27 protein-coding genes and 6 pseudogenes are annotated in these 26580 nt (G+C 35.3%); 14 read left to right on the top strand and 19 right to left on the bottom strand.

The genetic code is table 11. The annotated features are described in order from the left end of the window. Window positions 1-50 precede the first annotated feature (50 nt). The 3 genes from JCM19034_RS03615 to JCM19034_RS03610 all read right to left on the bottom strand — a co-directional run bounded on the left by JCM19034_RS03615 (window position 51) and on the right by JCM19034_RS03610 (window position 1891). A complete protein-coding gene (locus JCM19034_RS03615) occupies window positions 51-1073 on the bottom strand; it encodes a serine hydrolase (RefSeq protein ID WP_062047397.1) in 1023 nt (340 codons plus the stop codon). Between the two features lie 63 nt (window positions 1074-1136). Continuing rightward, window positions 1137-1259: a hypothetical protein gene (locus tag JCM19034_RS23910; RefSeq protein WP_269431658.1), complete on the bottom strand. Its 123-nt coding sequence runs from the start codon at window positions 1257-1259 to the stop codon at window positions 1137-1139. A gap of 38 nt (window positions 1260-1297) precedes the next feature. After that, complete coding sequence (locus JCM19034_RS03610) at window positions 1298-1891, bottom strand: bifunctional 2-polyprenyl-6-hydroxyphenol methylase/3-demethylubiquinol 3-O-methyltransferase UbiG (RefSeq protein WP_062047395.1); 594 nt, start codon at window positions 1889-1891, stop codon at window positions 1298-1300. A 490-nt stretch (window positions 1892-2381) separates the two neighbouring features. On the opposite strand from JCM19034_RS03610, the gene JCM19034_RS03605 reads away from it, so the two are divergent. The 6 genes and pseudogenes from JCM19034_RS03605 (at window position 2382) to JCM19034_RS03580 (ending at window position 6793) form a co-directional block, all read left to right on the top strand. Further along, a complete protein-coding gene (locus JCM19034_RS03605; protein WP_062047393.1) occupies window positions 2382-3194 on the top strand; it encodes an alpha/beta fold hydrolase in 813 nt (270 codons plus the stop codon). A gap of 128 nt (window positions 3195-3322) precedes the next feature. Then, window positions 3323-3748: a YciI family protein gene (locus JCM19034_RS03600; protein ID WP_062047391.1), complete on the top strand. Its 426-nt coding sequence runs from the start codon at window positions 3323-3325 to the stop codon at window positions 3746-3748. After that, window positions 3745-5010, top strand: coding sequence for an RNA polymerase sigma factor (locus JCM19034_RS03595; RefSeq protein ID WP_062047389.1), 1266 nt, complete (start codon window positions 3745-3747; stop codon window positions 5008-5010). The genes JCM19034_RS03600 and JCM19034_RS03595 overlap by 4 nt, the downstream gene beginning before the upstream one ends. A gap of 240 nt (window positions 5011-5250) precedes the next feature. Continuing rightward, on the top strand, window positions 5251-5685 hold the full coding sequence (locus JCM19034_RS03590) for a YciI family protein (protein ID WP_062047388.1): 435 nt from the start codon (window positions 5251-5253) through the stop codon (window positions 5683-5685). A 63-nt stretch (window positions 5686-5748) separates the two neighbouring features. Further along, window positions 5749-6089 (top strand): annotated as a pseudogene (locus tag JCM19034_RS03585) (DUF1801 domain-containing protein). Between the two features lie 251 nt (window positions 6090-6340). Next, window positions 6341-6793 carry a GNAT family N-acetyltransferase gene (locus JCM19034_RS03580; protein ID WP_062047387.1) on the top strand — a complete coding sequence of 151 codons (453 nt, stop codon included), beginning with the start codon at window positions 6341-6343 and terminating at the stop codon, window positions 6791-6793. A gap of 136 nt (window positions 6794-6929) precedes the next feature. Here the strand turns inward: JCM19034_RS03580 and JCM19034_RS03575 are convergent, their stop codons facing one another. Further along, on the bottom strand, window positions 6930-7475 hold the full coding sequence (locus JCM19034_RS03575; RefSeq protein WP_062047386.1) for a cysteine hydrolase family protein: 546 nt from the start codon (window positions 7473-7475) through the stop codon (window positions 6930-6932). After that, on the bottom strand, window positions 7472-7642 hold the full coding sequence (locus JCM19034_RS03570) for a DUF1272 domain-containing protein (RefSeq protein WP_062047385.1): 171 nt from the start codon (window positions 7640-7642) through the stop codon (window positions 7472-7474). Before JCM19034_RS03570 ends, JCM19034_RS03575 begins: the two co-directional genes overlap by 4 nt. A gap of 144 nt (window positions 7643-7786) precedes the next feature. On the opposite strand from JCM19034_RS03570, the gene JCM19034_RS03565 reads away from it, so the two are divergent. Next, window positions 7787-8206: an Lrp/AsnC family transcriptional regulator gene (locus JCM19034_RS03565; protein ID WP_062047383.1), complete on the top strand. Its 420-nt coding sequence runs from the start codon at window positions 7787-7789 to the stop codon at window positions 8204-8206. A gap of 225 nt (window positions 8207-8431) precedes the next feature. Here JCM19034_RS03565 and arsC read toward each other — a convergent pair whose 3' ends face one another. From arsC to JCM19034_RS03550, 3 genes are read right to left on the bottom strand one after another with little or no spacing between them, the layout of a single operon-like run. After that, on the bottom strand, window positions 8432-8851 hold the full coding sequence (gene arsC, locus JCM19034_RS03560) for an arsenate reductase (thioredoxin) (protein WP_062047381.1): 420 nt from the start codon (window positions 8849-8851) through the stop codon (window positions 8432-8434). Window positions 8852-8872: 21 nt separating this feature from the next. After that, entirely contained in the window at window positions 8873-10171 is a 1299-nt protein-coding gene (locus tag JCM19034_RS03555; RefSeq protein ID WP_062047379.1) for an arsenical efflux pump membrane protein ArsB, read from the bottom strand. Window positions 10172-10186: 15 nt separating this feature from the next. Continuing rightward, complete coding sequence (locus tag JCM19034_RS03550) at window positions 10187-10531, bottom strand: metalloregulator ArsR/SmtB family transcription factor (protein ID WP_062048110.1); 345 nt, start codon at window positions 10529-10531, stop codon at window positions 10187-10189. Window positions 10532-11178: 647 nt separating this feature from the next. On the opposite strand from JCM19034_RS03550, the gene JCM19034_RS03545 reads away from it, so the two are divergent. The 5 genes and pseudogenes from JCM19034_RS03545 to JCM19034_RS03530 all read left to right on the top strand — a co-directional run bounded on the left by JCM19034_RS03545 (window position 11179) and on the right by JCM19034_RS03530 (window position 13818). Next, window positions 11179-11442 carry a metalloregulator ArsR/SmtB family transcription factor gene (locus JCM19034_RS03545; RefSeq protein WP_062048108.1) on the top strand — a complete coding sequence of 88 codons (264 nt, stop codon included), beginning with the start codon at window positions 11179-11181 and terminating at the stop codon, window positions 11440-11442. Window positions 11443-11496: 54 nt separating this feature from the next. Continuing rightward, a pseudogene (locus tag JCM19034_RS03540) lies at window positions 11497-11894 on the top strand (ArsI/CadI family heavy metal resistance metalloenzyme). 348 nt (window positions 11895-12242) lie between these two features. After that, window positions 12243-12751: pseudogene (locus JCM19034_RS24585) on the top strand (DUF3231 family protein); the annotation flags it as partial. A gap of 102 nt (window positions 12752-12853) precedes the next feature. Then, a complete protein-coding gene (locus JCM19034_RS24580; RefSeq protein WP_370621822.1) occupies window positions 12854-13342 on the top strand; it encodes a DUF3231 family protein in 489 nt (162 codons plus the stop codon). An 11-nt stretch (window positions 13343-13353) separates the two neighbouring features. Continuing rightward, window positions 13354-13818, top strand: a complete 465-nt coding sequence (locus tag JCM19034_RS03530) for a hypothetical protein (RefSeq protein WP_062047377.1) — start codon at window positions 13354-13356, stop codon at window positions 13816-13818. A 294-nt stretch (window positions 13819-14112) separates the two neighbouring features. Here the strand turns inward: JCM19034_RS03530 and JCM19034_RS23905 are convergent, their stop codons facing one another. The 4 genes from JCM19034_RS23905 to JCM19034_RS03510 are packed head-to-tail and all read right to left on the bottom strand — an operon-like array spanning window position 14113 to window position 17818. Further along, the gene (locus JCM19034_RS23905; protein ID WP_197276337.1) at window positions 14113-14427 is read right to left on the bottom strand and encodes a nuclease domain-containing protein; all 315 of its coding nucleotides are present in this window, start codon (window positions 14425-14427) and stop codon (window positions 14113-14115) included. Further along, the gene (locus JCM19034_RS03520) at window positions 14424-15593 is read right to left on the bottom strand and encodes a DUF2357 domain-containing protein (protein WP_062047372.1); all 1170 of its coding nucleotides are present in this window, start codon (window positions 15591-15593) and stop codon (window positions 14424-14426) included. The genes JCM19034_RS23905 and JCM19034_RS03520 overlap by 4 nt, the downstream gene beginning before the upstream one ends. Continuing rightward, a complete protein-coding gene (locus JCM19034_RS03515) occupies window positions 15568-17406 on the bottom strand; it encodes an McrB family protein (RefSeq protein ID WP_062047370.1) in 1839 nt (612 codons plus the stop codon). Before JCM19034_RS03515 ends, JCM19034_RS03520 begins: the two co-directional genes overlap by 26 nt. Continuing rightward, window positions 17366-17818, bottom strand: coding sequence for a hypothetical protein (locus JCM19034_RS03510; protein ID WP_062047368.1), 453 nt, complete (start codon window positions 17816-17818; stop codon window positions 17366-17368). Before JCM19034_RS03510 ends, JCM19034_RS03515 begins: the two co-directional genes overlap by 41 nt. Before the next feature lie 992 nt (window positions 17819-18810). On the opposite strand from JCM19034_RS03510, the pseudogene JCM19034_RS03500 reads away from it, so the two are divergent. Beyond that, a pseudogene (locus tag JCM19034_RS03500) lies at window positions 18811-19898 on the top strand (NAD(P)-dependent alcohol dehydrogenase). Window positions 19899-20067: 169 nt separating this feature from the next. Here JCM19034_RS03500 and JCM19034_RS03495 read toward each other — a convergent pair. The 7 genes and pseudogenes from JCM19034_RS03495 to JCM19034_RS03465 all read right to left on the bottom strand — a co-directional run bounded on the left by JCM19034_RS03495 (window position 20068) and on the right by JCM19034_RS03465 (window position 25765). Then, a complete protein-coding gene (locus JCM19034_RS03495) occupies window positions 20068-20580 on the bottom strand; it encodes a GNAT family N-acetyltransferase (RefSeq protein ID WP_231686795.1) in 513 nt (170 codons plus the stop codon). Between the two features lie 150 nt (window positions 20581-20730). Continuing rightward, window positions 20731-21164: pseudogene (locus JCM19034_RS03490) on the bottom strand (GNAT family N-acetyltransferase). Between the two features lie 93 nt (window positions 21165-21257). Beyond that, a pseudogene (locus JCM19034_RS03485) lies at window positions 21258-21646 on the bottom strand (tautomerase family protein). Window positions 21647-22053: 407 nt separating this feature from the next. Continuing rightward, window positions 22054-22938, bottom strand: coding sequence for a helix-turn-helix domain-containing protein (locus JCM19034_RS03480; RefSeq protein ID WP_062047362.1), 885 nt, complete (start codon window positions 22936-22938; stop codon window positions 22054-22056). A 344-nt stretch (window positions 22939-23282) separates the two neighbouring features. Continuing rightward, entirely contained in the window at window positions 23283-24548 is a 1266-nt protein-coding gene (locus JCM19034_RS03475; RefSeq protein WP_062047360.1) for an FAD-binding protein, read from the bottom strand. 413 nt (window positions 24549-24961) lie between these two features. Beyond that, entirely contained in the window at window positions 24962-25390 is a 429-nt protein-coding gene (locus JCM19034_RS21520) for a hypothetical protein (protein WP_062047358.1), read from the bottom strand. Window positions 25391-25504: 114 nt separating this feature from the next. Continuing rightward, window positions 25505-25765, bottom strand: coding sequence for a hypothetical protein (locus JCM19034_RS03465; protein WP_062047356.1), 261 nt, complete (start codon window positions 25763-25765; stop codon window positions 25505-25507). A gap of 272 nt (window positions 25766-26037) precedes the next feature. Here JCM19034_RS03465 and JCM19034_RS03460 point away from each other — a divergent pair, with 272 nt between their 5' ends. Then, window positions 26038-26397 (top strand): hypothetical protein, encoded by a 360-nt coding sequence (locus JCM19034_RS03460; protein WP_062047353.1) that lies wholly within the window; start codon window positions 26038-26040, stop codon window positions 26395-26397. The last annotated feature ends 183 nt before the right edge of the window (window positions 26398-26580 follow it).

Raw genomic sequence — 26580 nt, 5'->3', positions numbered from 1 at the left:
TTATGACATTAACCAAATAATAATGAAAGTGAGCACTGAAGAAGAAAAACTCAAATGAGTATTTCTTCCTCAATTTCTTTCATCATTTCATAAGCACCTTCTGATTTGTTAGAACATATTACTGCTTTGATTGACTTTTGTGGATAAAATGCCGAGTGGAAACTAACGCCTGGGTCATAGCCCATGACATGGTATTTGAAGATATCATGATCGTTTTTATCGATCCATATTCCATAGCCGTAAAAACTACCTATTGTTTTCGTAGAAACATGTGGAGTAAGCAGCTTATTCGTGTATTCTTCAGTCAGTAATTGATTGGAAATGAGTGCATCCCATAAATCATCCATATCATGTACCGTTATATAGGCTCCCCCATCTGCACCGCCTTTTACTGGCAATGAGTAAATATTTGTTTTCCATTTTCCATTTGGTAGTTCAATATAACCAAGGGCTGTACGTTCAGGGAGAGAATCTAATTCAAAATAACCTGATTGTCCCATTCCTGCTTTATTAAAAATATATTCCTCAACATAATCGGAAAATGTTAGTTGACTTACTTTCTCCACAATTAAACCTAGTAAAATATATCCTGCATTGTTGTAATGAAATCGTTCTCCAAGCTGTAATTTCATTTTATTGTTTTGAAACAGTGGCAAAAAGTCTTCTAAAGTTCTCATATGATACATAGGATTCTTAACCCATAATTCCTCAAAATCATCCATATTCTCTTCATCAAAATAATCAGGAATTCCTGACGTATGTGTTAAAAGATGATGAATGGTAATATCTTCACTAAAATGAGGGAAAGGATCAGTTAGACATTCTTTGAGCTTTGTGTCGAATGAAAGCTTACCAGCTTCCACTAGCTGACAGATAGCTATAGAGGTGAAAAGTTTACACCCTGATGCGATGCCAAATCTTGTATGTGAGCTAATCTTAATTTGTTCAGAGCGATTCGCATAACCATAGCTTACTTCTGCGAGAGTTTGGTTATTGCCCTTGACGAGAACGGCCCCCGAGAATGTAATCTTTTCTTGAATCTCTTCAATACGATGCAATAGACTGTCTTTCACTTTTATCCCTCCAATAGTTAATAGAAAGAAGTCTTAGATTTCACCTAAGACTCCTTCACTTCATTACTTCCGCCGTGCGATCATCATGATTTCTATATCAGCTAATGACAATGGTTTTGCACTAAAATGACCGGCCGTACATCCATATGCAGCCTCGACTTCAAAACCTTCATTTTCCAATAACATGTTTAATTCACGATATGTGAAAGCGGTTGTATATAACTTTACTTCTTTCGTTTTGCCTTCAGGCTTATGATCGTTTCTTTATCTACTTTAGTGCAAGTATATATATCGAATATAGTCTCATCGGTTATATTTCTCGCAACATGTAAAGCATTTATAACGGTTAGAACAAGTAAACTATTTGGACGCAATGCATTATATACACTTTTTAAAACTTTGCGATGTTCATCAACACCCCCTACTAAACCAAAAGCACCTTCACAAAGACAAATCGCCCCATCAAATTCTTTATTAAACTGCAAGTTCCGAGCATCCGCAACATAAAAATCTGCTTCTATTTTTTCATTTGCTGCTACTTGACTAGCATACTTAATAAATTCAGCTGATATATCTACTCCAACCGAATGAAATCCACTTCGTGCTAACTCCAGAGAATGACGTCCTGGGCCACAACCAATATCCAGAATGCGAGATTTTTCAGGGATATTCAATGCTTTAACCAAAAAGTCAACTTCCTGTAATGTACCATTAGTAAATTCATATTCTAAATAATTTTCTTTAAGGAAATCACCAATTTCTTCGTAATAAGCACCACTATATTCAAGTGGTTTGTTTATTTCGTTATTAACTTTCAATTTTCTTCTCCTCCGTTGCTTTATTAATAAGCACGGAAGAAATAACAAATTTCAACTATTACTCTTCCATGCTTCTATCAAAAATGGTTTGGTTATTATCTGCAATCATCAAAATCACTCGCTCTCATCATTAATTGGTTTAACTATACAATGTATACATAATTATGTATATATTATTCCATATACTCCAAATCGTTTAAAAGGGCTTTCTCTACTTCATCATTATTTTTTCCTAGTGTAACTACCCCAATTAATGAACTAGCACCTAACAATCAACCCTTTTTTAAAGGATATTATTACACAATTGTAGTATATAAGATGTAAAGAACAATAATGTATGAATGATTCGATATATATAATCAAAAAAAGTTTTAAAGAAATGTCGATTTAACATATCGTTTTTCGTCGTCTTAGTAGAAGCAGAGATAATAAGTCATTATTAGAACCAAAATATCTAATAAATCATTACACCGACAAAGGAGGAAAATGTATGTATTCAGTTACATCGAAAGACGGTACTAAAATTGCTTATGACAAAGTCGGCCAAGGACCTGCCCTCATTTTGGTTGGAGGTGCATTTAGCTACCGCAAATTCCCACAGCAAGTTGAGTTAGCATCCCTGTTGTCAGAGTACTTTACAGTTTACAACTATGACCGAAGGGGCCGAGGAGATAGTGGGGATACTCAGCCATATGACATTGCACGAGAAATAGAAGATCTTGAAGTATTAATAGACGAAGTTGGTGGGTCTGCTTATATGTGGGGATTATCGTCGGGAGCCGCTCTGGCACTAAGGGCAGCAGAGAAAGGCGTTAACATTACCAAATTGGCTCTGCACGAACCGCCTTTCGTGGTAAAGGAAGATGATCGCAAGCCGCCAAAAGACTTTACAAAGTATACTACTGACTTAATCTCCAGTAATGACCGGACTGCAGCCATTAAGTACTTCATGACTAAAGGAATGGGAGCTCCTTCTTTTGTTGTCAGCTTGATGAGGATAATGCCAGGCGTGTGGTCTAATCTGAAGGCAGTTGCACATACGCTTCCTTACGATGCTGCATTGTTAGATGGATATATGGAGGGAAAGAAGTTGCCTCCTGAATGGAAGAACAGTGTCAAGGTTCCAACACTCGTGATAGAAGGGACAGAGAGCCCTGCTTCTTTACGTAATAGTGCTCAAGCATTAGCAAACGTTCTACCTAATGCCCAACTATTGAGTAAAAAAGGTCTCGGCCATACAAAGAAACTGAATACAAAAAGGATATCACCGGAGCTTACATCATTCTTTTTGAGTAAACATTAATTAATATTTGAAATAAAATTACGTATTTGTGTCGATATAATTAACACGTACTCGTTGTATCAATAGAAGCTTAATTATTCGTACCATTACGATAGGAAGCTTCACTACAATATAGGAGGTATTTATTTATGAGATTTATGATGATTGTAAAAGCCACGTCAGATTCAGAGGCAGGAATCATGCCTAGCACCGAGCTAATTGAAGCGATGCAGAAGTACAACGAGGAGTTGGTGAAAGCTGGTGTTTTACTAGCGGGGGATGGGCTTCAGCCTAGCAAGAATGGGATAAGGATTTCCTATCCGGAACCGGGAGGTAAACCAAAGATTATGGACGGTCCATTTACGGAGGCTAAAGAAATAATTGCAGGTTATACATTGATTGATGTTAAGTCTAGAGAAGAAGCGATTGAATGGGCGTTACGTATGCCAGATCCACATGGATTGGGACAGGGGGAAATTGAGCTTAGACAGGTATTTGAGCCAGAGGATTTGACGGATAATCGAGATTTGTTGGTAAAAGAGGCTGCACTTCGAGAGGAGCTTAAGAAGGCGTGAGTTTCCCCCTTGCACATCGAACGATTGAAGCGATTTGGAGGATAGAGCGGCCAAAGCTCATCGCAATTCTTACTAGATTGGTAAGGGATGTTAGTCTTGCTGAGGACCTTACACAAGATGCATTGGTGATCGCTCTAGAAAAATGGGAGCAGGATGGGATACCTGAAAATCCTGGTGCATGGCTAATGACAACGGCTAAACGGCGTGCAATTGATCTGTTACGCAGAATGAAAGTACAGGATCAAAAGTATGCTGAGATTGCGAAAAATACTGATTTATTTACTGTGGAAGATATAGAAGCAGTTGAGGCTGAGGAGATTAATGACGATCTCCTCCGTCTAATTTTTATGACCTGCCACCCACTATTATCACAAGATGCAAGAGTTGCCTTGACTCTGCGCCTACTATGCGGACTTACTACCGAGGAAATTGCACGATCATTTCTCGTCGCAGAATCCACTATTGCTCAAAGAATTGTCCGTGCGAAAAGAACCTTAAACGAAAAAAATGTCCCATTTGAGGTTCCTGTTGGCGAGGAACTCATTAAACGCTTATCTACAGTCCTTGAAGTAATTTACCTTATGTTCAATGAAGGTTATTCAGCAACTGCTGGTAATCAATGGATCCGTCCTTTGCTATGTCAAGAGGCACTAAGATTGGGACGTGTTCTAGCTGAAATTGCACCGAACGAACCAGAAGTTCATGGACTTATATCCTTAATGGAAATTCAGTATTCAAGGTTTAAAACGCGAGTGAATTCTAAAGGCGAACCAGTTCTTCTTATGGACCAAAATAGGGCTCAGTGGGATCAATTATTGATTCGCCGTGGCTTAGCAGCACTTGAACGCAGCAGGAAGCTAGGTTGTTCACTTGGTCCGTATTCATTACAGGCATCCATCGCAGCTTGCCACGCTCTGGCACCGTCTGCAAAAGAGACAGATTGGCCCCGAGTTGCAGCTCTTTACGAAGCTCTTTCGAGAGTAATGCCTTCACCAATCGTGGAATTAAACAGAGCAGTTGCTATTTCTATGGCATTTGGCCCCGACTTTGGTATCCAAGTTGTAGATGAGTTATATTCTAATCCATCTTTAAAGAAATATCATCTATTACCGAGTGTCCGAGGCGATCTCCTATTGAAGCTAGGAAAGTATGATGAGGCTCGAAGTGAGTTTGAACGTGCTGCTTCACTTACCCAAAATGAACGTGAAAGAACACTTTTACGAAACCGAGCTAGGAATTGCGAAAAAGGACACTCTACATAAAGTGAAACATCGATCAGCAAGCTTTTTACACAAAAGACGTGCTAGTACAAACGTGTTATAAGTCGTATTCTTAGTGTGCTACATCTTATACGGTAGAGAATGCCTTCTGACCGTTAATATCGGATAAAATTTATACTCTCCTTGTCGATAATATCGTTTCTAATTCGTTGTATTCGTAAGGGGAGAATTGCCGCAGTCAATACCGCTTATGATTCTTCCACCTATAGAAGGAGGGAAAAAATGAGATATTTATTAATTGTCAAAGCAACAGAATACTCTGAGGCAGGGTTAGTTGAAGAAAAGGATTATCGAGAAGCATTCAAGGAATATAAGAAGTCACTTGCTAAAAACGGTGTATTTCTTGCGGATGAAGACCTACAAACAAGTGCAACAGGATTAAGAATTATGTACACAAATAAAGATGAAAAACCAAAATTATTGGCAGGCCCGTTTCCAATAAATCAAGATCTCATAAATGGATTTATTTTAATTGATGTGAATTCGGAAGAAGAAGCTTTAAACTGGGCACTACAAATGCCCGTTCCACATGTAGGAGGCAAGTTTGAGATAGAATTAAGAAGATTGAAAGAGCAACCATTCTCCGTACAAGATTCTGGGATTAAATCAATGGAGGCTGTTTTACAGGATCAACTAACTATGTTGAAAAATTTATAGTTCATTCAAAGAAAGTCTTTTTTCAAAATTAAAAAACCCAATGATATGGAGAGTGTTGAAAAAATGGACAGAGAAATCACAGATTTTATTGATACAATAAATGAGCCTGGCAGAGGGAAATCGTCACTAAACTTTGGGAAGTTGTTAACCAGGCCATCCCCGATGTACATCAACGCATTCAATACAAAAAGCCACATTTTTTAAAAAACGGAAAGTACGCTGCAGTTATCTCAATTTCTAAAGCAGCAGTCAGTTTTACTATTTTCAACGCCATAACATTGGACCTTCCAGAGGGCATGTTTAATGGACCTCCAGAAAGAAAGACATTGAAGATCCGTAAAGGGGAGACACTTGATTTCGAACAGCTTGTCACATTGGTTCGTCATGCCTCGGCTCAGCTTTAAGTATAAGCTTAAATAGACATAGTATGTGGTTCTAGGAACATACTCTTTATTAGTTACTTTTTCTAAGTAAGGGGATACTGGGTGGTGCTGAAAATGGAATGGAATCTATCTCTACTCAAATAGATTAGTATTATATGTTTTATTATAGTTTCAACTCTTTTCCCCATTATCCAATAATAAGTAGGATGAGAATCATTCATTAGTAAAATTATGTTCAAATTAAGAACCAATGAAACTAGGGAGCGATTAATATGTATTTTCGACTAGCTAAAAAAGAAGATGTTCCAGAAATTGTACGTATGCTGTCTGATGATGTATTAGGTTCTCAACGCGAGAAGTATGAAAATCCTTTACCTAACGTGTATTATGAGGCATTTGAAGAAATTGAAAAGCAAGCAGGTAATCAAATTTTATTAGCTATTGAAGGAGAAAAGATCGTTGGGTTTCTTCAATTAACAATAATACCAGGATTAGCAAGGTTAGGGATGAAAAGAGCACAAATTGAGGGCGTTCGTGTTGATCGTCATTTTAGAGGTCAAGGGATAGGAGAAGCACTATTTAAGGAAGCTATTACGATTTCAAAAGATTCCGGGTGTGGTCTCGTACAATTAACGACAGATAAACAAAGGAAAGATTCACACCGGTTTTATGAGAAGCTTGGATTTACAGCTACTCACGATGGTATGAAATTGATATTTTCATAACTCGTAACCTTCTCCGTCTGTTTGAACTAGAACAGTATAGAAAATAACTTCATGTAACAAAAAGTTAATAGATAAAAAATCCGAACTAATTCAACTTAAGAATATTAAATCATCGTTCGGATTTTCTGAAACAACTTTATATCCTTTTCAAAAGATCATTTGTCGATAACACATTAGCAAACTCATTATGAAGAGTAGCAAGTGATATATTGTGTATAGTATCCGCATCCACATAAGTTCCAGTTTGATCAGTTAATCCAAATGCAGCAGTTGCATCAGATATTACATACGTTTTAAAACCTAAGTTTCCACTCATTCTAGCGGTCGTCGACACACAGTGGGGAGTCGTTAAACCAGTGATCACAACTTCCTTAATATCCTTGTTCTTTAAGTGATTTTCCAAACTAGTCCCTATAAACGCACTATTTACGTTTTTGGTAAATATCCTCTCCGTGTTCACTGGCTTTATGATATCTTGTATATTGCATGATTCATTATCGACGTAAAAAAGAGAATCCGGTTTTTCAGAGATATGTTGAATAAAGATCACTTCAAATTCTCTTCTTCTCCACTCCGTTAGTATTGTTTTGATATTCCTTTCCGCATCGGGATTGTTTCGGTTGCCCCATTTAGCATCAAGAAAAGCATTTTGTACATCAACAATTAATAGTACTTTGTTCATATACTTTTTCTCGGTCTCCTTACTAACTCTCCATTACAATTTGGACATATATTAGACATTTCCTGAGTGCATGCTTCGCAAAAAGTACACTCATGAATGCAAATGTAAGCATCTGTTTGTAATGTTATTCCACATTTCTCACATTTCGTTTTCATTTCTAATCCCATATAAAAACCTCCCATAAATGATATGCCACTATTTTAGTTCATTTCAACACCTTAACACATGCTTTTCTTAAGGTGTTTAGCTTGATATACTTAATAAAAAAAGAAATTTAAGGAATTTGAAATAATAAATTAAGGTGTGACATTATGGATGATATAAATCGAAGAATATTAGATGCATTACAAGAAGAAGGAAGAATTTCAATGACGGAATTAGGAAAGAAAATTTCATTGTCTGTCCCTGCTGTCACAGAGAGAGTGAAAAAGCTAGAAGACCAAGGGATCATAGAAGGATATAAGGCAATCATTAACCCCGTAAAAATAAATAAAACAGTTAAGGCTTTCGTCTTAGTAAAAACTCACAAATGTACAGCATTTCGAGAATTCTGCAAGGAACATCCGAATGTCATTGAATGTCATAGATTAACAGGAGAATATAGTTATTTAGTTAAAGTGATAACAGAATCTAATGATTTGTTGGAGCAATTTATTGATTCAACAATGGAATATGGTGAACCTTATACGATGATGAATCTTTCATCGCCAGTCCCTAGTAAAAACATTTAATACTATTACAGCTTTACACAAACCTAATGTTCCATTTCCGACTAGACATTCTCACAATGTATTCTACCGTTTCGTCTTGTTACTACTAGCATACTTTAGCTCTACATGTTTACCAACTTTACTCAATTCATATACCTCCCTAATAACATTAAATAAGCATATACTTATATTTCGGTGTAAAGGAAGCCAAGAGTAAATCTCTCTTGGCTATTCTATTGTTTTATATTATTCTCCAGTTTCTTTAAAGCGATGAATTCTTTCACCAATTTCATCTCGAACACGCTCAAAAAATGCCCATTTCTCTTCCTCTGTTCCTCCTGCTTTTGCCGGATCATCAAATCCCCAATGAACACGTTTCACATGTGGAGGTGTAACTGGGCAGTGATCTGCTGCATGCCCACAAAGCGTAACTACTAGATCCGCTTTATGTAGGATTTCTGGATCAATTGTATCTGATGTTTGATTAGAAATATCAATTCCAACATTTTTCATTGCTTTTACAGCATTTGGATTAAGACCATGTGCTTCAAGACCAGCACTTTTAATTTCCCACTCGTCTCCTAAATGCTTTTTTGCCCAACCTTCCGCCATTTGGCTTCTGCAAGAATTTCCTGTACATAAAAAGTAAATTGTTTTTTTAGACATAACAAATTTCTCCTTTTCTTTTTAATGAATAATGATTAACCACATATATAATCCGACGAGAGTAATAAACAATGTTGGTATGGTTAGAACAATTCCTACTTTGAAATAGGTTCCCCATGAAATTTTTATCCCTTTAAGAGATAAAACATGTAGCCATAATAATGTAGCAAGAGAACCGATTGGTGTGATTTTAGGTCCTAAATCAGAACCAATTATATTTGCATAAATGAGTGCTTCTCGTGTAATTCCAGTAGTATTCGTATCTGCAATCGCCAATGCGTCGATCATAACGGTTGGCATGTTATTCATCACAGATGAAAGGATAGCTGCGATAAACCCCATTCCTATCGTAGCTGCAAATAAACCTTGGTCTGCAGTTAGTTGTATAATATCTGTCAATACATTAGTTAAACCTACATTTCTTAAACCATACACGACTACATACATTCCAATGGAGAAAAAGACGATTGCCCAAGGTGCCCCTTTAACGACTGTACTTGTATTAACGGCTGAACTTCTTCTTGCCATGAATAAAAAGAATATAGCCACAATCCCCGCAATAATAGAAACAGGTAATCCAATAAACTCACTAGCAAAGTACCCAACTAATAATATCCCTAGAACGTACCAAGATAGTCGAAACATCTTTTCATCACGAATGGCTTCAACTGGCTTTTTTAAATGGGACAAGTCATACTGTTTCGGAAGATCCTTCCTGAAATATAGGTATAATACCAAGATACTTGCTGCTAATGAAAAGAAGTTAGGGACAATCATTCTTGAAGCAAATTCTACAAACCCGATTCCAAAAAAGTCAGCTGAAACAATATTAACTAGATTACTTACAACCAGTGGTAAAGAGGTTGTATCCGCAATAAATCCACTTGCGATAATAAACGGAAAAACCATCTTCTCTTCAAATTTCAAATTACGAACCATGGCTAATACAATGGGTGTTAAAATGAGTGCTGCCCCATCGTTTGCGAAAAAAGCTGCTACTAGTGCACCAAGTATGGATACATATACAAACATCAGAACGCCATTTCCTTTAGCTGCTTTAGCCATATGAAGGGCCGCCCACTCAAAGAAACCTATTTCATCTAAAATTAAGGAAATGATTATTATTGCAATAAATGCTAACGTGGCGTTCCAAACGATGGATGTTACGTCAATTACATCATTAAAATCAACGACCCCTACAAGTAAGGCTAAAACAGCTCCTGCACAAGCAGACCAACCGATTGACAAGCCCTTTGGCTGCCAAATGACTAAAACAAGAGTTAATATAAATATCATCGATGCTAATATTACTGATGTCAATGCTCTTACCTCCTATTAATCACAAGAGATACGTAATCCCTGTTCCTCTAACTCCTGCAACTTATTATCTTGATTTGGTATATGTTCTAATAAATTTCGAATTAATGGATAATATTCGCTTTCTTTATTTAAAGAATAGATAATCCACTGTCCTTTTCGTGTTTCACGAACAACCCCAGCATCTTTTAATTTTCGAACATGTTGACTAATAGCAGGTTGGCTTGCTTTAAATATTTCAACAAATTCACAGACACAACAATCATTTGATTCTAATATTTTCACCATAGTTAGACGGGTTTTATCACCTAATAATTTTAAAATTGTTGCAGCTTTCTCTATTTCTACCATCAATACTTGCATGCCAACACCTCCTAAGTTCATCCAATTATTCACATATAACAATTCGCTTATATTTTCATCGAATCCATATTTGCCCATCTTTTAAATATCACCAATTTAGTGATTCGCATTCCTCCTTCTCTCGATCACACCAAATGGAATTTTTTAATTCAAACGGATTCAATTTTAAAGCAATGGAAATCTTTTCAATAAAATTGTCCGTTGGATGTACCGTACTCTTTCTAGGCTAATAACCATCGTTTCATTTTTTCTATCATTATGGCGAGTTGAGAATGGGTTATTCCTAGCCTTTCCCGAATCGTTCTTATTCTTTTCCATTTGAGCAGAGGTATTTAACACATATAACCCACCCTTATTAATAGATCCATATATAAACATTTACTTATATAATATTTTACTTATTAACTAGTTTCAATATATATATTGTAAAGATATTGTTAAGGTTGTTTGAAATAACGTTTCACTTACTTATCTTGCAAAACGTATTTTGTTAAATTTTAAATACAAATTAATCAAAAAAAATTGATTAACTATAAAATATATGTTACTATTTAATTAAACAAAATAAATTGATTAAAGGAGGGGAACCTCTCGTGCATCAACTTGCTAATAATACATTATCAAATGAAGAGCTAAAATCATTTGAAATGCAATTTAAAGCATTAGCCGATTCAAGGAGATTGCATTTATTGAACTTATTAAGTATCAGGGGAGAAATGTGTGTTTGTGATTTAACAAAAGAATTGGATATACCACAATCCAAGCTTTCTTATCATCTAAAGATAATGACGGATGCAAATTTCCTTCATAAAGAAACGAGAGGTACTTGGAGCTTTTATAGTATTAATGAAAAGCATGTTGATAGTATTTTATCCGAACAACTTTGTTGTATCTTAAAACCGTCTAAATAACGGTTTTAATTTATAAATTATAAATCAAAAAAAATTGATTAAGGAGTGCTTGTCATGATTAATGTACACATTGGCTTGAATGTAAGTAACTTAGAGAAAAGCAAGGCGTTTTATCAAAGGCTATTTAGTATCCCACCGGTTAAAGAGAAGGATGATTACGTAAAATTTTTAACAACGGAGCCAAACCTTAATTTAACTTTAACTAAGGTTGATGAAGTCAAAGGAAATAATATTAATCATTTAGGTGTACAGCTCAATTCAAAAGAAGAAGTAATAAATCATAAAGAGCGTCTTGAAAAGGAAGGTTTTTTACGAAAGAAGAAATAAATACGACTTGCTGTTATGCTGTACAAGATAAATTCTGGGTTACTGACCCCGACGGTAACGAATGGGAGTATTTCTACACGATAAAAGATGTTGAAGTAAAAGATTCATCTTGTTGTTCAAGCTAATCATTATTTCATTCATACAGTAAGTGTAAAATTTAACTTGGTTAGGTTTTATTTTAAACACTTTAACACACGATCATTCTGTTATCCATGGAGACCATTGTCCATTTTGTCTCAAGACATATCAAGGAGCGTTCCTGTTAGGAAGGCTCCTTTTTTAGACATTTCAATGGCTCGAGTCAATACTTTTAACCGCATTCGTAGTATACATGATTTTACCTATCTCACTTTCATTCTAAAGCATAAAATCAATTAAACCGCATACTTTTAAATTTCATAAGCAATCATCAAACTCCCGTATTTAGATACCCATGATAATAGTAAGAACAATCGTTCATTCCCCAGAGCTTAATGCTCTGCTACCTAACTGTTTCTAAGGTCAGGAATAAACTTTTAGAAACTGCAAATGATAACAGTAATTACCTTATAAGGAGAGTGAGTGTTATGATAGAAGAGCATGAAACCAAACTAACTTCTTCTGAAATTTCAACACTTTGGAGTGGTTTCCAAAACAATAGCATGTCAATCTGTGTTTTTAAATACTTTTTGGAAAATGTCAAAGATGAAGAAATCAAAGATGTTTTAACTGACGCACTACATACATCAGAAGAGAGCCTCATTCAGATAGAAAGAATTCTTAAAGAAGACAAACAGTCCAACCCTGTAGGTTTTCAGATGAGGATGTGAACCCCAACGCCCCACGTCTTTACTCAGATTCATTTTATTTATATTATATTAAGAATATGGCAAAGGTAGGATTATCCGTTTACAGTGTGGCTCTTGCCACTTCAGCAAAACCAAGTGTCCGTGAACTCTATAGTAATGCACTAAAATCATCAACAGATTTATACAACAAAACTAGTGATGTTTTATTATCTAAAGGATTATATCTCAGACCACCTTATGTTTCAACAACTAATGAAATTGACTTTATCAATCAAAAAAATTATAAAAGTGGTCTATTGAATTTTAAACGTAGACCAATTAATCTTATTGAAATTTCTCATCTTTTTGCCAATATTGAAACCAACTTAGTAGGACAAGTATTATTAACTGGACTTACACAAGTTGCAAAGGCTAAAGAAGTACGTAAATATTGCAATAAAGGAAAAGATATAGCTACTAAACATGTTAAACTTTTCTCCACCATTTTAACTGACGATGATATTTCTGTACCAATGCCATCAGATCTTACAGTATCCAACTCCACAATAGCACCATTTTCGGATAAACTAGTCATGTTCCATACAGCACTATTGATACAATCAAGTACCTCTAACTACGCAACAGCGGCTGCAGCTAGTTTAAGATCAGATATAGGAACAACGTACGTTCGTTTAACGACAGAAATCACTGCCTATGCGAATGATGGAGTAAACATTATGATTGATAATAGCTGGTTTGAAGAACCACCTCAAGTAATAAATAAAAAAAATTATTCTAATCAATAACGTGTATTAAGATGGAAAACAAAATTGAAAAATTGCTATGGAGTATAGCACTGCCAGGGTTTGCTCAAATTCTTAATGGGAAATTGATAAAAGGAATTGTCTTTATATCTCTAGAACTGTTAATAAACGTACAAGCTAATTTGAATTTAGTTATTATTGATAGCTTTCATGGCAATATGTTAAAGGCTATTGATTTAACTGATTATCAATGGTTAATGTTTTACCCATGTCTCTATATGTTTTCTATATGGGATGCCTATCGTGATGCAGGAGGAGGTAGAAGCCCCTTCTCCTTTTTACCCTTTGTGTTTGCAGCCTTTCTATCAACCATAGGAGTTATTTATTCTCCCACCTTGGAAATATTTGGGTTATTGTTAGGACCAGTTTTTTCTCCTATAATCTTTCTTCTCATTGGTGTTATAATTGGGTGGATAATTAAAATATGTGTACTTAGTATAAGCAACCTCAAACAGTAAAAATAGCTTGAGATTGCTTTTTTTGATTGTTATTTTATTTCCTCAATTACATCCACATTTGCAAGGTGCCACCCCTTATTAGACCTAAACCAGCCCTTCAATCCTTGTTTCGAACAGTAATGAAGGAAAGTTTCATTAAACGTCCAATTAACTCGACGTTAGAACCAGGACCAACATTACTCATCCTGATTTAAATAAAGCTTTTAAGAGCCTATCTAGCACATCTATGTAGAAGTTAGTCTTAGCGTTCCCTACGAGATTTCATATGAAGGAAGCCACCGCGACCTGTGTTAGCTATCGGTTAAAAACCTTTAAAATCCACTCTCTAAACACAACATTATTAGTACCAGGTGAAAAGCAAAACGCACCCATTTGGTATCTATTATGATTTTTCACATCATAAAAATTCTTGGAACTGTTTGAAGTATCTTCCTTTGGTGTTAAAATATAAACCTCTTTTACTACCCTAGAATCATCTCCTTTATGAAGGATTCCATCTCGATACTTATGCATTTCACCTAAAGCTATGGGGATATTAGATGCAACACGATACTTTGGATCAAGTACATACATACGATCATGAAATTCGATAGAAATATCCGGAATCATTCGATGAGTATAGGAATAAAAGGACTTGTATTCCATTGGATGATTCTTTGATAGACTAGCTTCCCTCCATCTTTAAGCTTAACAATACTTTCTTTATTTTCAGTTAAACTTAAAAAAAAGAATTCATCTTTCTTTGTAAACAATCCACTATAATCCTCAATTAAATCCAATTCTCGTAGTACTTTAATAATTTGGATAAAACACCACATTTCATAAAGCGAAAATGTATCCTTTACCCCTAACTTTTGTTGAACATCAAATGAAAGATGCTTAAATTGAAATAGAGATTGAAACCATTGATACCAAAGCCTATAATAAGGATGCTTTCTAAAAACCTGAGATATCGTAATCATCCCATTATGTAGTTGGACATCCTTTAAGAAAGCAGCTTTTTTCCATTGAGTCACCCAATTAAGATAATGTTTGGCCTTCATTTGGATTTCAGCATCATCGATTAAGCAATACGTAATCAATAAGTGTTGAAGGTCATTTAGGTTTAATAGGAGCACTCGGTTTTCATATACATCAAATGTTTCCTCTACTTTAGAGGATTGTATGTGGCTAGGTAGCTTATCAGGTGCTGCACCAAATGTTTCCCCAAATCTCTCCATCCAAGCTATGGTCCTTGGGGTTATATGCTTTACACTTTCCCGCTTTTGTACAATTTCTTCTTTCCTCAAGAACCTTTGTGGATGAGCTTCTATTTGCCTAAATACGTTTCGAAGCTGATAAATGGACGATTCAATATAATTCCATTGAAGTATAGAATACTCTCGTTTATACCCACTAGATAAAACAGAGAGTTCTAATCCAGATCGAGCAAAACAGATTGTAGCCTCTTGAAATATTTCATCTAAAAGTATTTTGAACTGCTGCTCCGTTAACTTACGGCTATCTGTGTATACGTGGTTCTCAATCGTTTTTCCGTTTGCTTTAAAGGTAATCGCTCCACTTTGGAATGGGGTTTCAAAGAAGCCCTCCCACCCTTTGGCTACTTTTGTCATAGGTAAAGGAATTTGTTTCATTTGAAATTGAAAAGGTTCGTCTGTTAAGCATCTCCACCTATAACTTTTGGCCTCTTCTAAATAGACGTCTTCTAAAGGAATCCACGACTGAAGATCTTCGTCCCATACAGTGATACTAGCGCCAGAACTGAGTAAATCCATAACGCTCTAATTCCTTTCTCATTCTACCTAGATCCTTATAGGATTCGGATTCATTACCGAGGTGATTGGATATCAGGTCTAATAAATGCTTCAGCAAGTCATTTAATCTCTCATCGCCTCTAATCTTTGGGATGATCTTTTCTGTAATAGCTCGATCTAAAGCAACCTTACGTTCCATACGGAAGTCTTCTGGAAGTAAACTATTTTTATACAATTTGCGAAGAACTTCATTCATCGTTCGGTAACCAAAGTGTAGGTTATACTCCACTAACCTACTATGAATGGTGACTAACAACTCCCATTCCTCATAGACTTCCTTCTTGATCTTCTCCTCTAGCTGTTCCCAGAAGCTCGTAAAATCAACGTCAGAAAGAGTCATAACAAAAGCACGGTCCAACACTTTATCTGAAATACTATGAGTCGTTTCATCGACATTTATCGTACCAATCACATAGAAATTATGAGGAATCTCAATAGTTTTAGGTATATCTGTGACTTCCTCTATATTGTGTAATTGTATAGGTTTTCTGGACTCCACCGCACTTAAATAATCACTTAAGTAGTACTCTACTCTTGCAAGATTCATTTCATCTAGGACAATAAAATGAGGCTTGTCCTTTTCTTTGTTTGCTTGAAGAAGCATATCCAAAAACTCGGTTCTCATGTACTTCTTTTCAAACGAGCTATAGTAGCCGAATAAGGATGTAGCATCCATCCAATCAGGTCGAACAGGTATGATTTTTAGATAAGGATTATCGGCTGAATATTCAAGCCCGTACACGGCATTTGCAAATACTTTACATAACTGTGTTTTACCTGTCCCAGAAATACCATTTAAAATGACAAAATGTTTATCATCTAAGCTAGTCAAATTTAGATAAAAGTCTCTAATGATATCTAGTCCAAAAGTGAAACCGCTTTGGTCAACTAAATCTAGAATGGTTGCAAAGTGGAAAGAACTTGTGTATGTTTCAACATCTAACCCTTCCTCTCCATCATCATCTCTACTATGCGTTTCAACCGTACCTTTTGGAAATGTAAAATGTCCTCTCACATCCGCAAATATGGCAGCTGCTATAATCAGTCTTTCCTTTATTGTTGACAGTGGCTCAGTAAATAACTGATTTTCACCTTGATAGTTACCTACATAGAAAGCATTAGACTCGCTTAATAAAAATCCATGATTCTTCAATTCCTCTATCGCCTTTTCTTGATAGAGTTGATTTTCATTATTCTCATTGTATTTCCCTCTTTGATAAAAAGCCTTCTTCAGATACCAGTCATAGTTCGTACAAGAGGCTAGCTTTCTTAATTGGTAAAAAATAAATCCCCGATTATTAATAAAGATTCCTATCGATTCATGAGGGTCACGAGTATAGTAAGCAATATGCCCATCCGTAATGAGTTGATCTTGTTCATAGATGTGGAACATTTGTATAAATTTATTCGTCTTTACCTTTTTCACCTCTTCATCAAAGATCACCTGATAAGTTTTTGAATAGAGGTTCATCGTGATCGGTGTTGTGTCATCCTGAATACTTTTAATTAGCCCCATAGACCGACTATGAGCTAATCCTTCCTTCACTAGTAAGCTTCTAACAGGCGTTAGTTTTTGAAACGTATCCCATAGTTGGTCCACTAGCTGCTCTTCCTCAATGTTGCCTTCTAATGGAAGGATTGTACCGAAGTGGATCTTAGGTGTACGTTTGCTCTTAACATATTGTCCAACAGTCGAAAGGAACTCCTGATGTTCTATGAAATTCTTTTTCTCTTCAAAGGTAAAAATGCTTACATCTGAGTTTAGCTTGTTCACCATGCTCTCTAATTCGGGTAGGAGTGTTTTTTCGAATAAACCAAAACGGATAGAAGTCAGAGCTCATATACATCCTGATTTCGCGTGATGCCAGATGAAACTCTAGCTTTAACACAAATAATGGGCTCTCATACATGGATTCATCAATTAATGTAATAAAACCTTTGAGCCCGTAATGCTTTTTCTTATCTGCATACTTAGGATTTTTTAAATCAGTGATGGTGGTTTTAATGGTTTGTTCATGTGTATGGATCTTAAGCTGACGTAAGTAAGGTTCTCTATCACTGTATTTAGCTATGAAAGAATCTATGATTCTTCTCACGAGTGGTTGCACCTCGTCAAGGATTCGCTGATTTCTAGTTAGAGCATCTTCTTCATGTATTATTTCAATTAGGTCAGTTGCTTGGATCAATTGTTTTTCACTCCCTTAAAAGCTGGTATACTAATCTATTTGAATGCTCCCAAACTGTTCAAGTAGAATCTCCAATAGTTTAAGAATGATTTCTACCTATTAAGAAATTTACAATTACTTTGACCTCGTTTAAAATTAAAAGAATAAAGCCTATAACCATAAAAAATAATACTTAGGCTATATGGGGTATTAACCCCAATTTTATTTCGTGCTTGTTGAAACTTTCCTGGTAAATCGCTAAAACCATGCATGCTTGAGATGTAATTGGCGATTGCAAGATGTACTAATCCAAATAATAATGTTCCAGCAATAAATAATGTTGCACCCAATAAAATTTGTCTTTTAATTTCAAACACTCCTTTAAAATTCTAATACCCACTGTTCAACTCTTCTGCTCTTTAGTTTATCATTATTTTCCTTTTTATTGACATAGAAAAAAGCATTCCTTGTTAAAGGAACGCCCACGTCATATTTAGTACAATTATTTAATCCGTAATCAAAATCCCCTATTGTTAAATCAAGAAGTGACTACCGAGGTTTTAGTTTTCAAAAAAGCAGATTCCTCCCTTTACGGCTGGTACACGTTATCCAGCCCGAAAACTAATTAATTCAAACAATACGGTTAGACATTCCGTTCATCTCATTTAAAAAGATAAAATAATTCATCCACAATCCTGCCCTAGCTTAGAAAAAAACAATAGGAATAACCATTCTTTTACTGTTCCACTAAAATGTTAGTTGAATAAGACAATTTACTGAGAGTTTGACTTATTGACAGTTCCTTGATAAAAAAACTTTTGCCATTTAATAATTTAAGAAATATTACACGAAAAGAAATAGAATGGTGAAAGTTCCAAAGCACTTCCATAAATCTGATTATTTCTGTATAAATTGCCTTTTTCTGAGGATTTTAAAAGGAGACACAGTATTTACTCCTTTTATAACTATGTAATAGCGATTTTTAATTAAAGATTTAGGAGGGAAATTAGACAATGCAAATAAAAGGTGCTGTTATTCATGAAAAAGGACAGGATTTTACCATTGAGGAATTGGAACTTTCTGAACCAAAGCAAAATGAAGTATTAGTTAAAGTTGTCGCAGCAGGTGTTTGTCATACTGATGCTGTTGCGCGTGATCAAATGATTCCAGTACCACTCCCTGCTGTACTTGGTCATGAGGGGGCAGGTATTATCGAAAAAGTTGGGTCTGGTGTTCAAACGGTGAAGCCTGGTGATCATGTTGTTTTATCTTTCTCATCTTGTGGACATTGTGAGAACTGTCTGACTGGTCACCCTGCTTCATGTATATATTTAACTGAGTTTAATTTCGGTGGTAGAATGCCTGATGGTACGCACCGTATTCATCAAGGAGATCAAGAAATGTCTACCTTCTTTGGTCAGTCTTCTTTTGGTACATATGCTGTTGCTAATGAAAGAAACGTTGTAAAGGTAGATCAAGACGTAGACCTTAATCTTCTTGGACCGTTAGGATGTGGAATTCAAACAGGAGCTGGGACAGTAATAAATAAATTACAACCAGAATTCGGTTCAACGCTTGCAGTATTTGGATGTGGAGCTGTAGGATTAAGTGCAATAATGGCTGCTAAGATAATAGGTTGTTCGAAAATCATTGCAATTGATGTGCATGACAGCAGACTAGAACTCGCAAAAGAATTAGGTGCAACTCACGTTATCAATGGTTCGGAAGTGGATACTGTGGAAGAGGTAAGAAAGGTTACAAACGGTGGAACAAATTATGCAGTTGAAACGACAGGAGTGTCTCCGGTTGTTGTTCAATCTGTACAATCATTGCGTAGTTAGGTACTGTCGCCGTTGTGGGAGCAACTGGAGAAGTAACATTAAACGTTCAACTTGACCTATTGAACGAGGGAAGATCGATTGTATCAGTAGTTGAAGGAGATTCAATCCCTCAATTATTCATTCCGAAACTTATCGAATATTTTAAAAAAGGGCAATTTCCATTTGACAAGTTAGTAAAATTCTACAACTTAGAGGAGATTAACCAAGCATTTGCAGATTCTAAAAAGGGAAGCACCATTAAACCAATTTTGAAAATGTAATAAAGATGAAAATGTGCTAACCCGAAAAGTTAAAACTAAAAATGTAGCGAATTGGCTGGTGGAAAACCTGTATAAACTGGCCTTACACCAGTCTATTTCAATAAGATTCTTCATATTATTATATCCCCAAGTAAATTATATGTATTCGTTAGTTTAACATTTAATATACTTAGTATTGGTACCAATCCCTTTTTAATAAAGAAAAGGAATGATGGTCATAATATTTACCCCTGAATAAATGCTTTTCTCTATATACTCCTTCATTTACAAATCCTAGTTTTTCTAATAACTTCATAGAGTTAACATTATTTAAAGCAACATACGCGTTAATTCTATTCAATTTCATATGAGTAAAGCCACTTTCAATTGCACCAATTAATGCTTCTTTCATATATCCTTGTCCCCAATATTCGTGCCATAAATCATAGCCTATTTCTGCAATATTGTTCATTCTGTCCCAATTATCATATCCACATGTTCCAATTTGTTCTTGGTTATCGTCTTTTTTGACTAGTACCCAACGATTGTATCCCTTTTCTTCTGGATCTTTATTCCACTCAACAAACTCTATTGCATCATTTTTACTTATAAATAATTCTTCATCATACAAAAATTCACATACTCTTTCATCAATAAAAAGTCTATAAATAAAATCAACATCCTCAATATTTACATTTCGCAAGAGCAACCTTTCTGTTTCAATATTCGGGAATTTTTTTGTTCAATCATTTGGACGACCCCTAATCATTTATTTAAATTATCGGAACAAGAAAAAGGACCACCGCAGCATTCTCATCGATAACGCCGGTTAGTTATTCACTTTGCTTATCAACTATGATTTAACATTCAAGTCCTTTTTTAAATAATAATGTTCAAAATCTCTACCTACATTATCTATGCTACCAAACACTTGATAACCATTCCTTTTATAAAAATCTAGCGCCTGAAAACTCAAGGTATCTACTTTTATGAAATCACATTTTTTATCTATAGCCATTCTCTCTAACTCTAATAATAATTTAGTCCCATACCCTGATTGTCTAATGTCCTCATCTAAATGATAGTATAAATTTCCAACCAATTCCAACATACCGCACTTAGAATTCCACCACGAATATTGCCGTTTTCATCCTTAAGAACTAAATTGATTTCTTCATATCTACCACCCAAATCTTTTGGAAAATGCTTTAAATTGTACTTGTAAAGTTCGTCGTCTATATGTTGTTTATCGTATTTATTTAATTCTTTACTAATATGTAATGTCATTCTATATCTCCCTCGCTTTTTAATAACTTAATACTTCAATAAACCTTCATACTAAAAGCTAAAAAGGCAGTAACTAGTCGACTGCCTTTTTACTTATATATTCACTTTATAATTCAGTGCTAACTCATCTCCAAGTAATCCTCTTATTCCCCAATTATGTTTAGGTGTTTCGAATATTGTTATCTCTACATCTTGTGGGGAAATATTCAATTCAGTATATATACGTTCAAATAACAACTTTAGTAATTGTTTTTTCGTCTCAACCGTTCGACCTTCGAACATACTAACCTCAATTATAGTGTACGTTTCAGTTCTTCCATTTGCATAATAAAAATCTTCTTTCTCCATTGGGAAAAACGATGGAACTTTTTATCTGAAGGAAATTCAAGTACTTCCACCATACACGAATGAATCACGTTCGATAGTGTTTCTTTCATTGGATTTAACCTGTCCCTAATTCCATAAACTTTAATTTGTCCCATATCCTTATCTCACCTTTCTCTTCTCAACTAAGCTAATCTCGGTTTACTTAACAAATATTCTATTAAGAGGTTAGAAACTCCTTCTTTTCAAATGAAGTTTGATGATATATCATTATTATCTCTTAATACCAATGCGCAGATGGTTTAGAGTAACTTGTGGTCAACAGTCCACATCCTAATGTATTATTCCCCAGAGACATCCTCTGCGTTCAGTTTATCCTGTTACAGTGCCGATTGCGGTATAGTTAAGCAACATTTTCACCAAATTTCACCAAAACTTCAAGTAATGAATAAGCGTATTAATTCCTACAAATTTCACTGCCATAATTGCTATTATAACTATAATACTTAATACTACCCCAGGAGATCTTTTACCGGAACCTGCCATGTTATCAACCTTCCTTAAATCATATTTCTTCGTCAAACGATAAATTTATTGGGTCATCGAGCAGTTCACCATGAACCTCTAAATTAGTAGTTGGAATACTTTCATTCACTTCTTCAAAAGTGAACTGATCTGCCCATACAGTTCCTTGTCCAGACAGAATGATACCAAACGAAATAACAGCACTTTGGGCTGGAACATCTAAAATAATAGAGTAATGGTTCCAGTTTGTTGTTCCTTTAATAGGGCGATTACTCATATTATCAAATTGAAGTACATCATCCATTGTGTCATCTACTCGCATCCACATCCCCGCGTACGTACTTACATCTTCTGTACGAATAAAACAAGAAAGTCTAATGCGCTTTCCAACAAACTGGTTAGCCTTAAAAGCTTGCATCATTGTAGCGAATTCAGTTGAATCTAATACCGTTTTGGATTTTAAATACCCCGATGCTTTCCCCTGATGAACAACTTCATGGTCTATTCCCATCTCGTAATTAAATGGATTTGACCCACTTAAAAACCATCCTTTCACTTTTGAATCCATAGTTGTTTCCTCCTTATTTTTAATCACGTCTGACATCATTCTGCGATATTTGCCAGGTGGAAGCTTATAAACCTCTTTAAATGCTCTTGTAAATGATTCTTGTGATTCAAATCGATAATGTAAAGCGATATCAAGAATGCGTTCATCTGTATAAAGCAAGGCGGATGAAGCATTTGCTAATCTTCTTAGCCGAATGTATTCAGTTACCGTCATACCAATCAAGGATTGAAATATTCGATGAAAGTGATACTTTGAAAAATTTGATTTCGATGCAATAGTTTCCAAGGTAAGTGGTTCATGTAGGTTTTCCTCCACATACAAAATGATTTTTTTAATTATAATCTCATGGTCAAACATCGAGGGCACCTCCTTTAACTATAGGTTATCAAGGTTCAACATTTGATTTTTGATATATCTTGCGAAGTAATCGCTGCATCCTAAAAATCACTAAAAAGAGGTTGATGTATAGTCATATCAACCCTTTGTATCTCTGCTATAATATGGCCCGATTGTTAGAATCCAACTAGATTCTCCTGTATTCAACGTAAATAAAGTTAGCAAAAATGCCCCGTTTTCTATCTTTGTAGACGCATTATCTCCAGTAAGTATTAATCATTTTCAACGTATGCAACGAATAGATAACTCTCCTCAACAAATATTAATTAGTACATTTCTCTTTATACTAATCTCGTAAAACGGTTTCACTCAACCTCATTAAAAATATATCTACTCAAAAAGCGATTACGAAACATCCCATTCGGATCATACTTATTCAGCAGCGACTGAAAAGAAGGCATCTTTTCATAAAGTGACTGTATTTTTTCAGGTGAGGCCGTAAACAATTTCCCCCAATGCGGTTTAGCTTGAAAAGGTTCCAGTTTGGCTTCAATAAGTGGGAGCACCTGCTTGACGTCCGCCCATTTATCTTGCCACGTGAAGTGAATGGCAACCGAATCCTCCTTATAAGATGGGCTCATCCAAAACTCATCTTTTGCAATGGTCCGTACTTCTGCTATGAGTAAATGCGGTGCAATGTGTTCACGGATGTCACTAATCGCACAAAGAGCTTCATAGGCATGCTCGCGTGCAAAAATATATTCACTTTGCAGCTCTTGTCCCTTACTTGGGGTGAAATTCATTCGGAAATGTGGCACGCGATCGAGCCAATCTCCTTGTACACCTAGCTGTGCTGTACAATTTTCTGCTCCGACGCCAGGTACGGGATGGAGATTTTCTGTAGCCGCTTTTGCTCCATAAAAATCCTTACCGAGTGCAAAAGGTTGACCATCTGTCACTTTGCTTTTCAACCACACCTGATTAAACGTTTCGTCCTTCCAATCCGTGAATAAACTAACACTATACGCACTGGAAAAAATCCTATCAACATCATGAGCTAGATGTGCTAACGGTAGATTTTCGTAAACATCTTGCCTCATTTGATAATTTGGAACAATATCTAATGTTAGTTTTGTGACAACACCCAATCCACCTAGTCCTACAACCGAGCCATAGAATTCTTCATCTGAAGCTTCCTTCGAAAACGTGACAATGCTTCCATCAGCAGTGACCACTTCCATTTCAGAAACAGCTGCAGCTAAATTTTGATTATGATTACCTGAACCATGTGTGGCTGTTGCACAAGCACCAGCAACCGAAATATGGGGAAGGGAAGCAAGGTTATGTAAAGCATAGCCATGTTGGTGAAGCTCATGACAAAGGTCTCCATACTTAATTCCAGCCTCCACCGTTACGGTATTCTTCTTTTTATCAATGGATAACACCTTATTTAGCTTATGCAAGGATACGATATTCTCATCCGAATCGGCGATGCTATTGAACGAGTGACGCGTTCCGACTACACGTAGTTTTGTTACCTTTGAAACTAGTTGTTGAATATCTTCAATCGTTTCAGGTTCATGCCAGTTACTTGTACTATATTGTAAATTACCTGCCCAATTTTTTTGCATTTAGGAGTTCCTCACTTTCATATTTTTCTAGAAAAATGTTTCAATTAAAATATATACTTCTCTAAAATAGCACGCGCAGAGTTGAAAGGGAACACCCTCCTTACCATAAATTAAATATTTCATTCATGAGTATATTGGCATGGCACATATTGTAAAGTGACAATAAAGTTATTTAATTATACAACCTTAATCAAGCATAACCCCGTACTAAAATTAGAACGGGGCTTAAAATAGTTGTTTAATTATTTGAAATACTTCACTTTATTTAGAAAATAACAATAATATTGTTTAAATTTCTATTGTTGATGATTAATTTTTTATTACAGAGTATCGTTGTACTGTTCAGCAAAAGAGCGGCTGTAAAAGATAGTTCTTCTTCAACTTAAGCCCCTTTAGCTGAATAACTCTTCTCATTATTCAAATGCTATAAATTTTTCCTCTCTCTCGTTCACCACAGTTAATTCTCCCTTAATCTTATTTATACCTATTAGAATATAAGAGTTCTCCTCACCTGAAACCTTACTTACTTCTTCGACTGAAATTGTTGTATTGTTATTAGAAACGTCTGCCCCTGTAAACTCCAGAGTTTTGTCAGTCGAACCAGTTGAAACAACTACCATCTTCTTTCCTTCTGATATTGTAAAGACTCTATATCCTCGAAATTTTGTTTTTTTATTTTGCAATTGCCACACATAGTTTTCTATACTTCCCACTTCACCTAATCTCTCTTTTTCCAACACCCAAGTATTAGGACCGCAAGCACTCAAAAATGTTATCCCTAAAATAAATAGTATTATTAGTAATATTTTTTCATTACAAAGACCTCCTTTTCTACTTTTCAACATAGAACCTCCTGTCTCTCCAAAGCGAAAGCTCTGTTCTGCTAACCTGCCCTATAGTTGAGGAAGGAGTTCAATTCCTTATTCAAGAAACGCTCCCGTTACTTGAATAACTGCTTATGCTCCACCCATTCCAAATCCAAGTAGGAGAAGATATGCTATTGTGATAAATGCTAATAAGTTAAGTATTATAATTATCCACTTACCAAAACTATTTTTTGCTTTTAACCCCACAATCGCCCCTAATAATGGAAATAGACACATCGAAATTATTGCTATCCTTCCTAATGAACCGGAAGATACATCATTTATCATCATAAAGAATAAGATAACAAATATTCCTAAACATAAACTTGAAATAGCGTTGTATTTATTCATTTTCCCCTCCTATTTTTGGCATTACTTATCTTACAACGTAAAACAGAATTACAAAACCATATTCAACTCTTCTGCCCTTTAAAGCAACAGGAGCTACCGCATTCGACAGCCCCTTGTTCAGCTATTGCACCCGTTAGTGCAACAAGAATCAATATGGTGAATAATATATCTTATCTTTACAGGTGTCCTATTTGGAAAAAATAGTAGGTACTCACCACTTATGAATAATGCTTCTATTTGTTGGGAAACTATCTTTTAAGGAGGTAATTGTAATGAAAAAAAATTATTTCACCACTTTTACATTATTTATAATATTGTCACTAGTAGTTTCATCAGTGTATGCTGAAGAGCCCTGGAGTAAATATCCTGATAACTCAGATAAGGAGTTTATGGATGCTAATGCCTTTTATGAGACAATAGACAAGAACCTATACACAGAGTACGAAGGTGCAAAGGTAAACTCTAGAGAAAAAGTATCTTATAAAGATATAAATAAAATATTATCAAAATTTGACGATTATGGAAAAGCTAGAGTTGGTGGTAATGGATATCACCCCACAAGGCAAGTTTACGTATTTGTAACTGTTTTTGATGCAGAGAAACATCAACCCATAGCTATTTCAGGACCTTGATAAGAAGACTTTTTTAAAAAAATTACGTATATCAAACAGACTTCAAATTTATGGAAATATATTTATTGCATTTAAGTGCAATCGCCACTATTCTTCTCCGTTATAGTTAAATAAGGCTTATCTTAATTAGAATGATTTTATCGAATAAATCGCTTGTTCAGCACCAAATCTGATAATGTTACA

Source organism: Bacillus sp. JCM 19034, from assembly GCF_001310635.1.
GTDB lineage: Bacteria > Bacillota > Bacilli > Bacillales > Bacillaceae_D > Halalkalibacter.
This window is presented reverse-complemented; position numbering and strand designations above follow the sequence as displayed.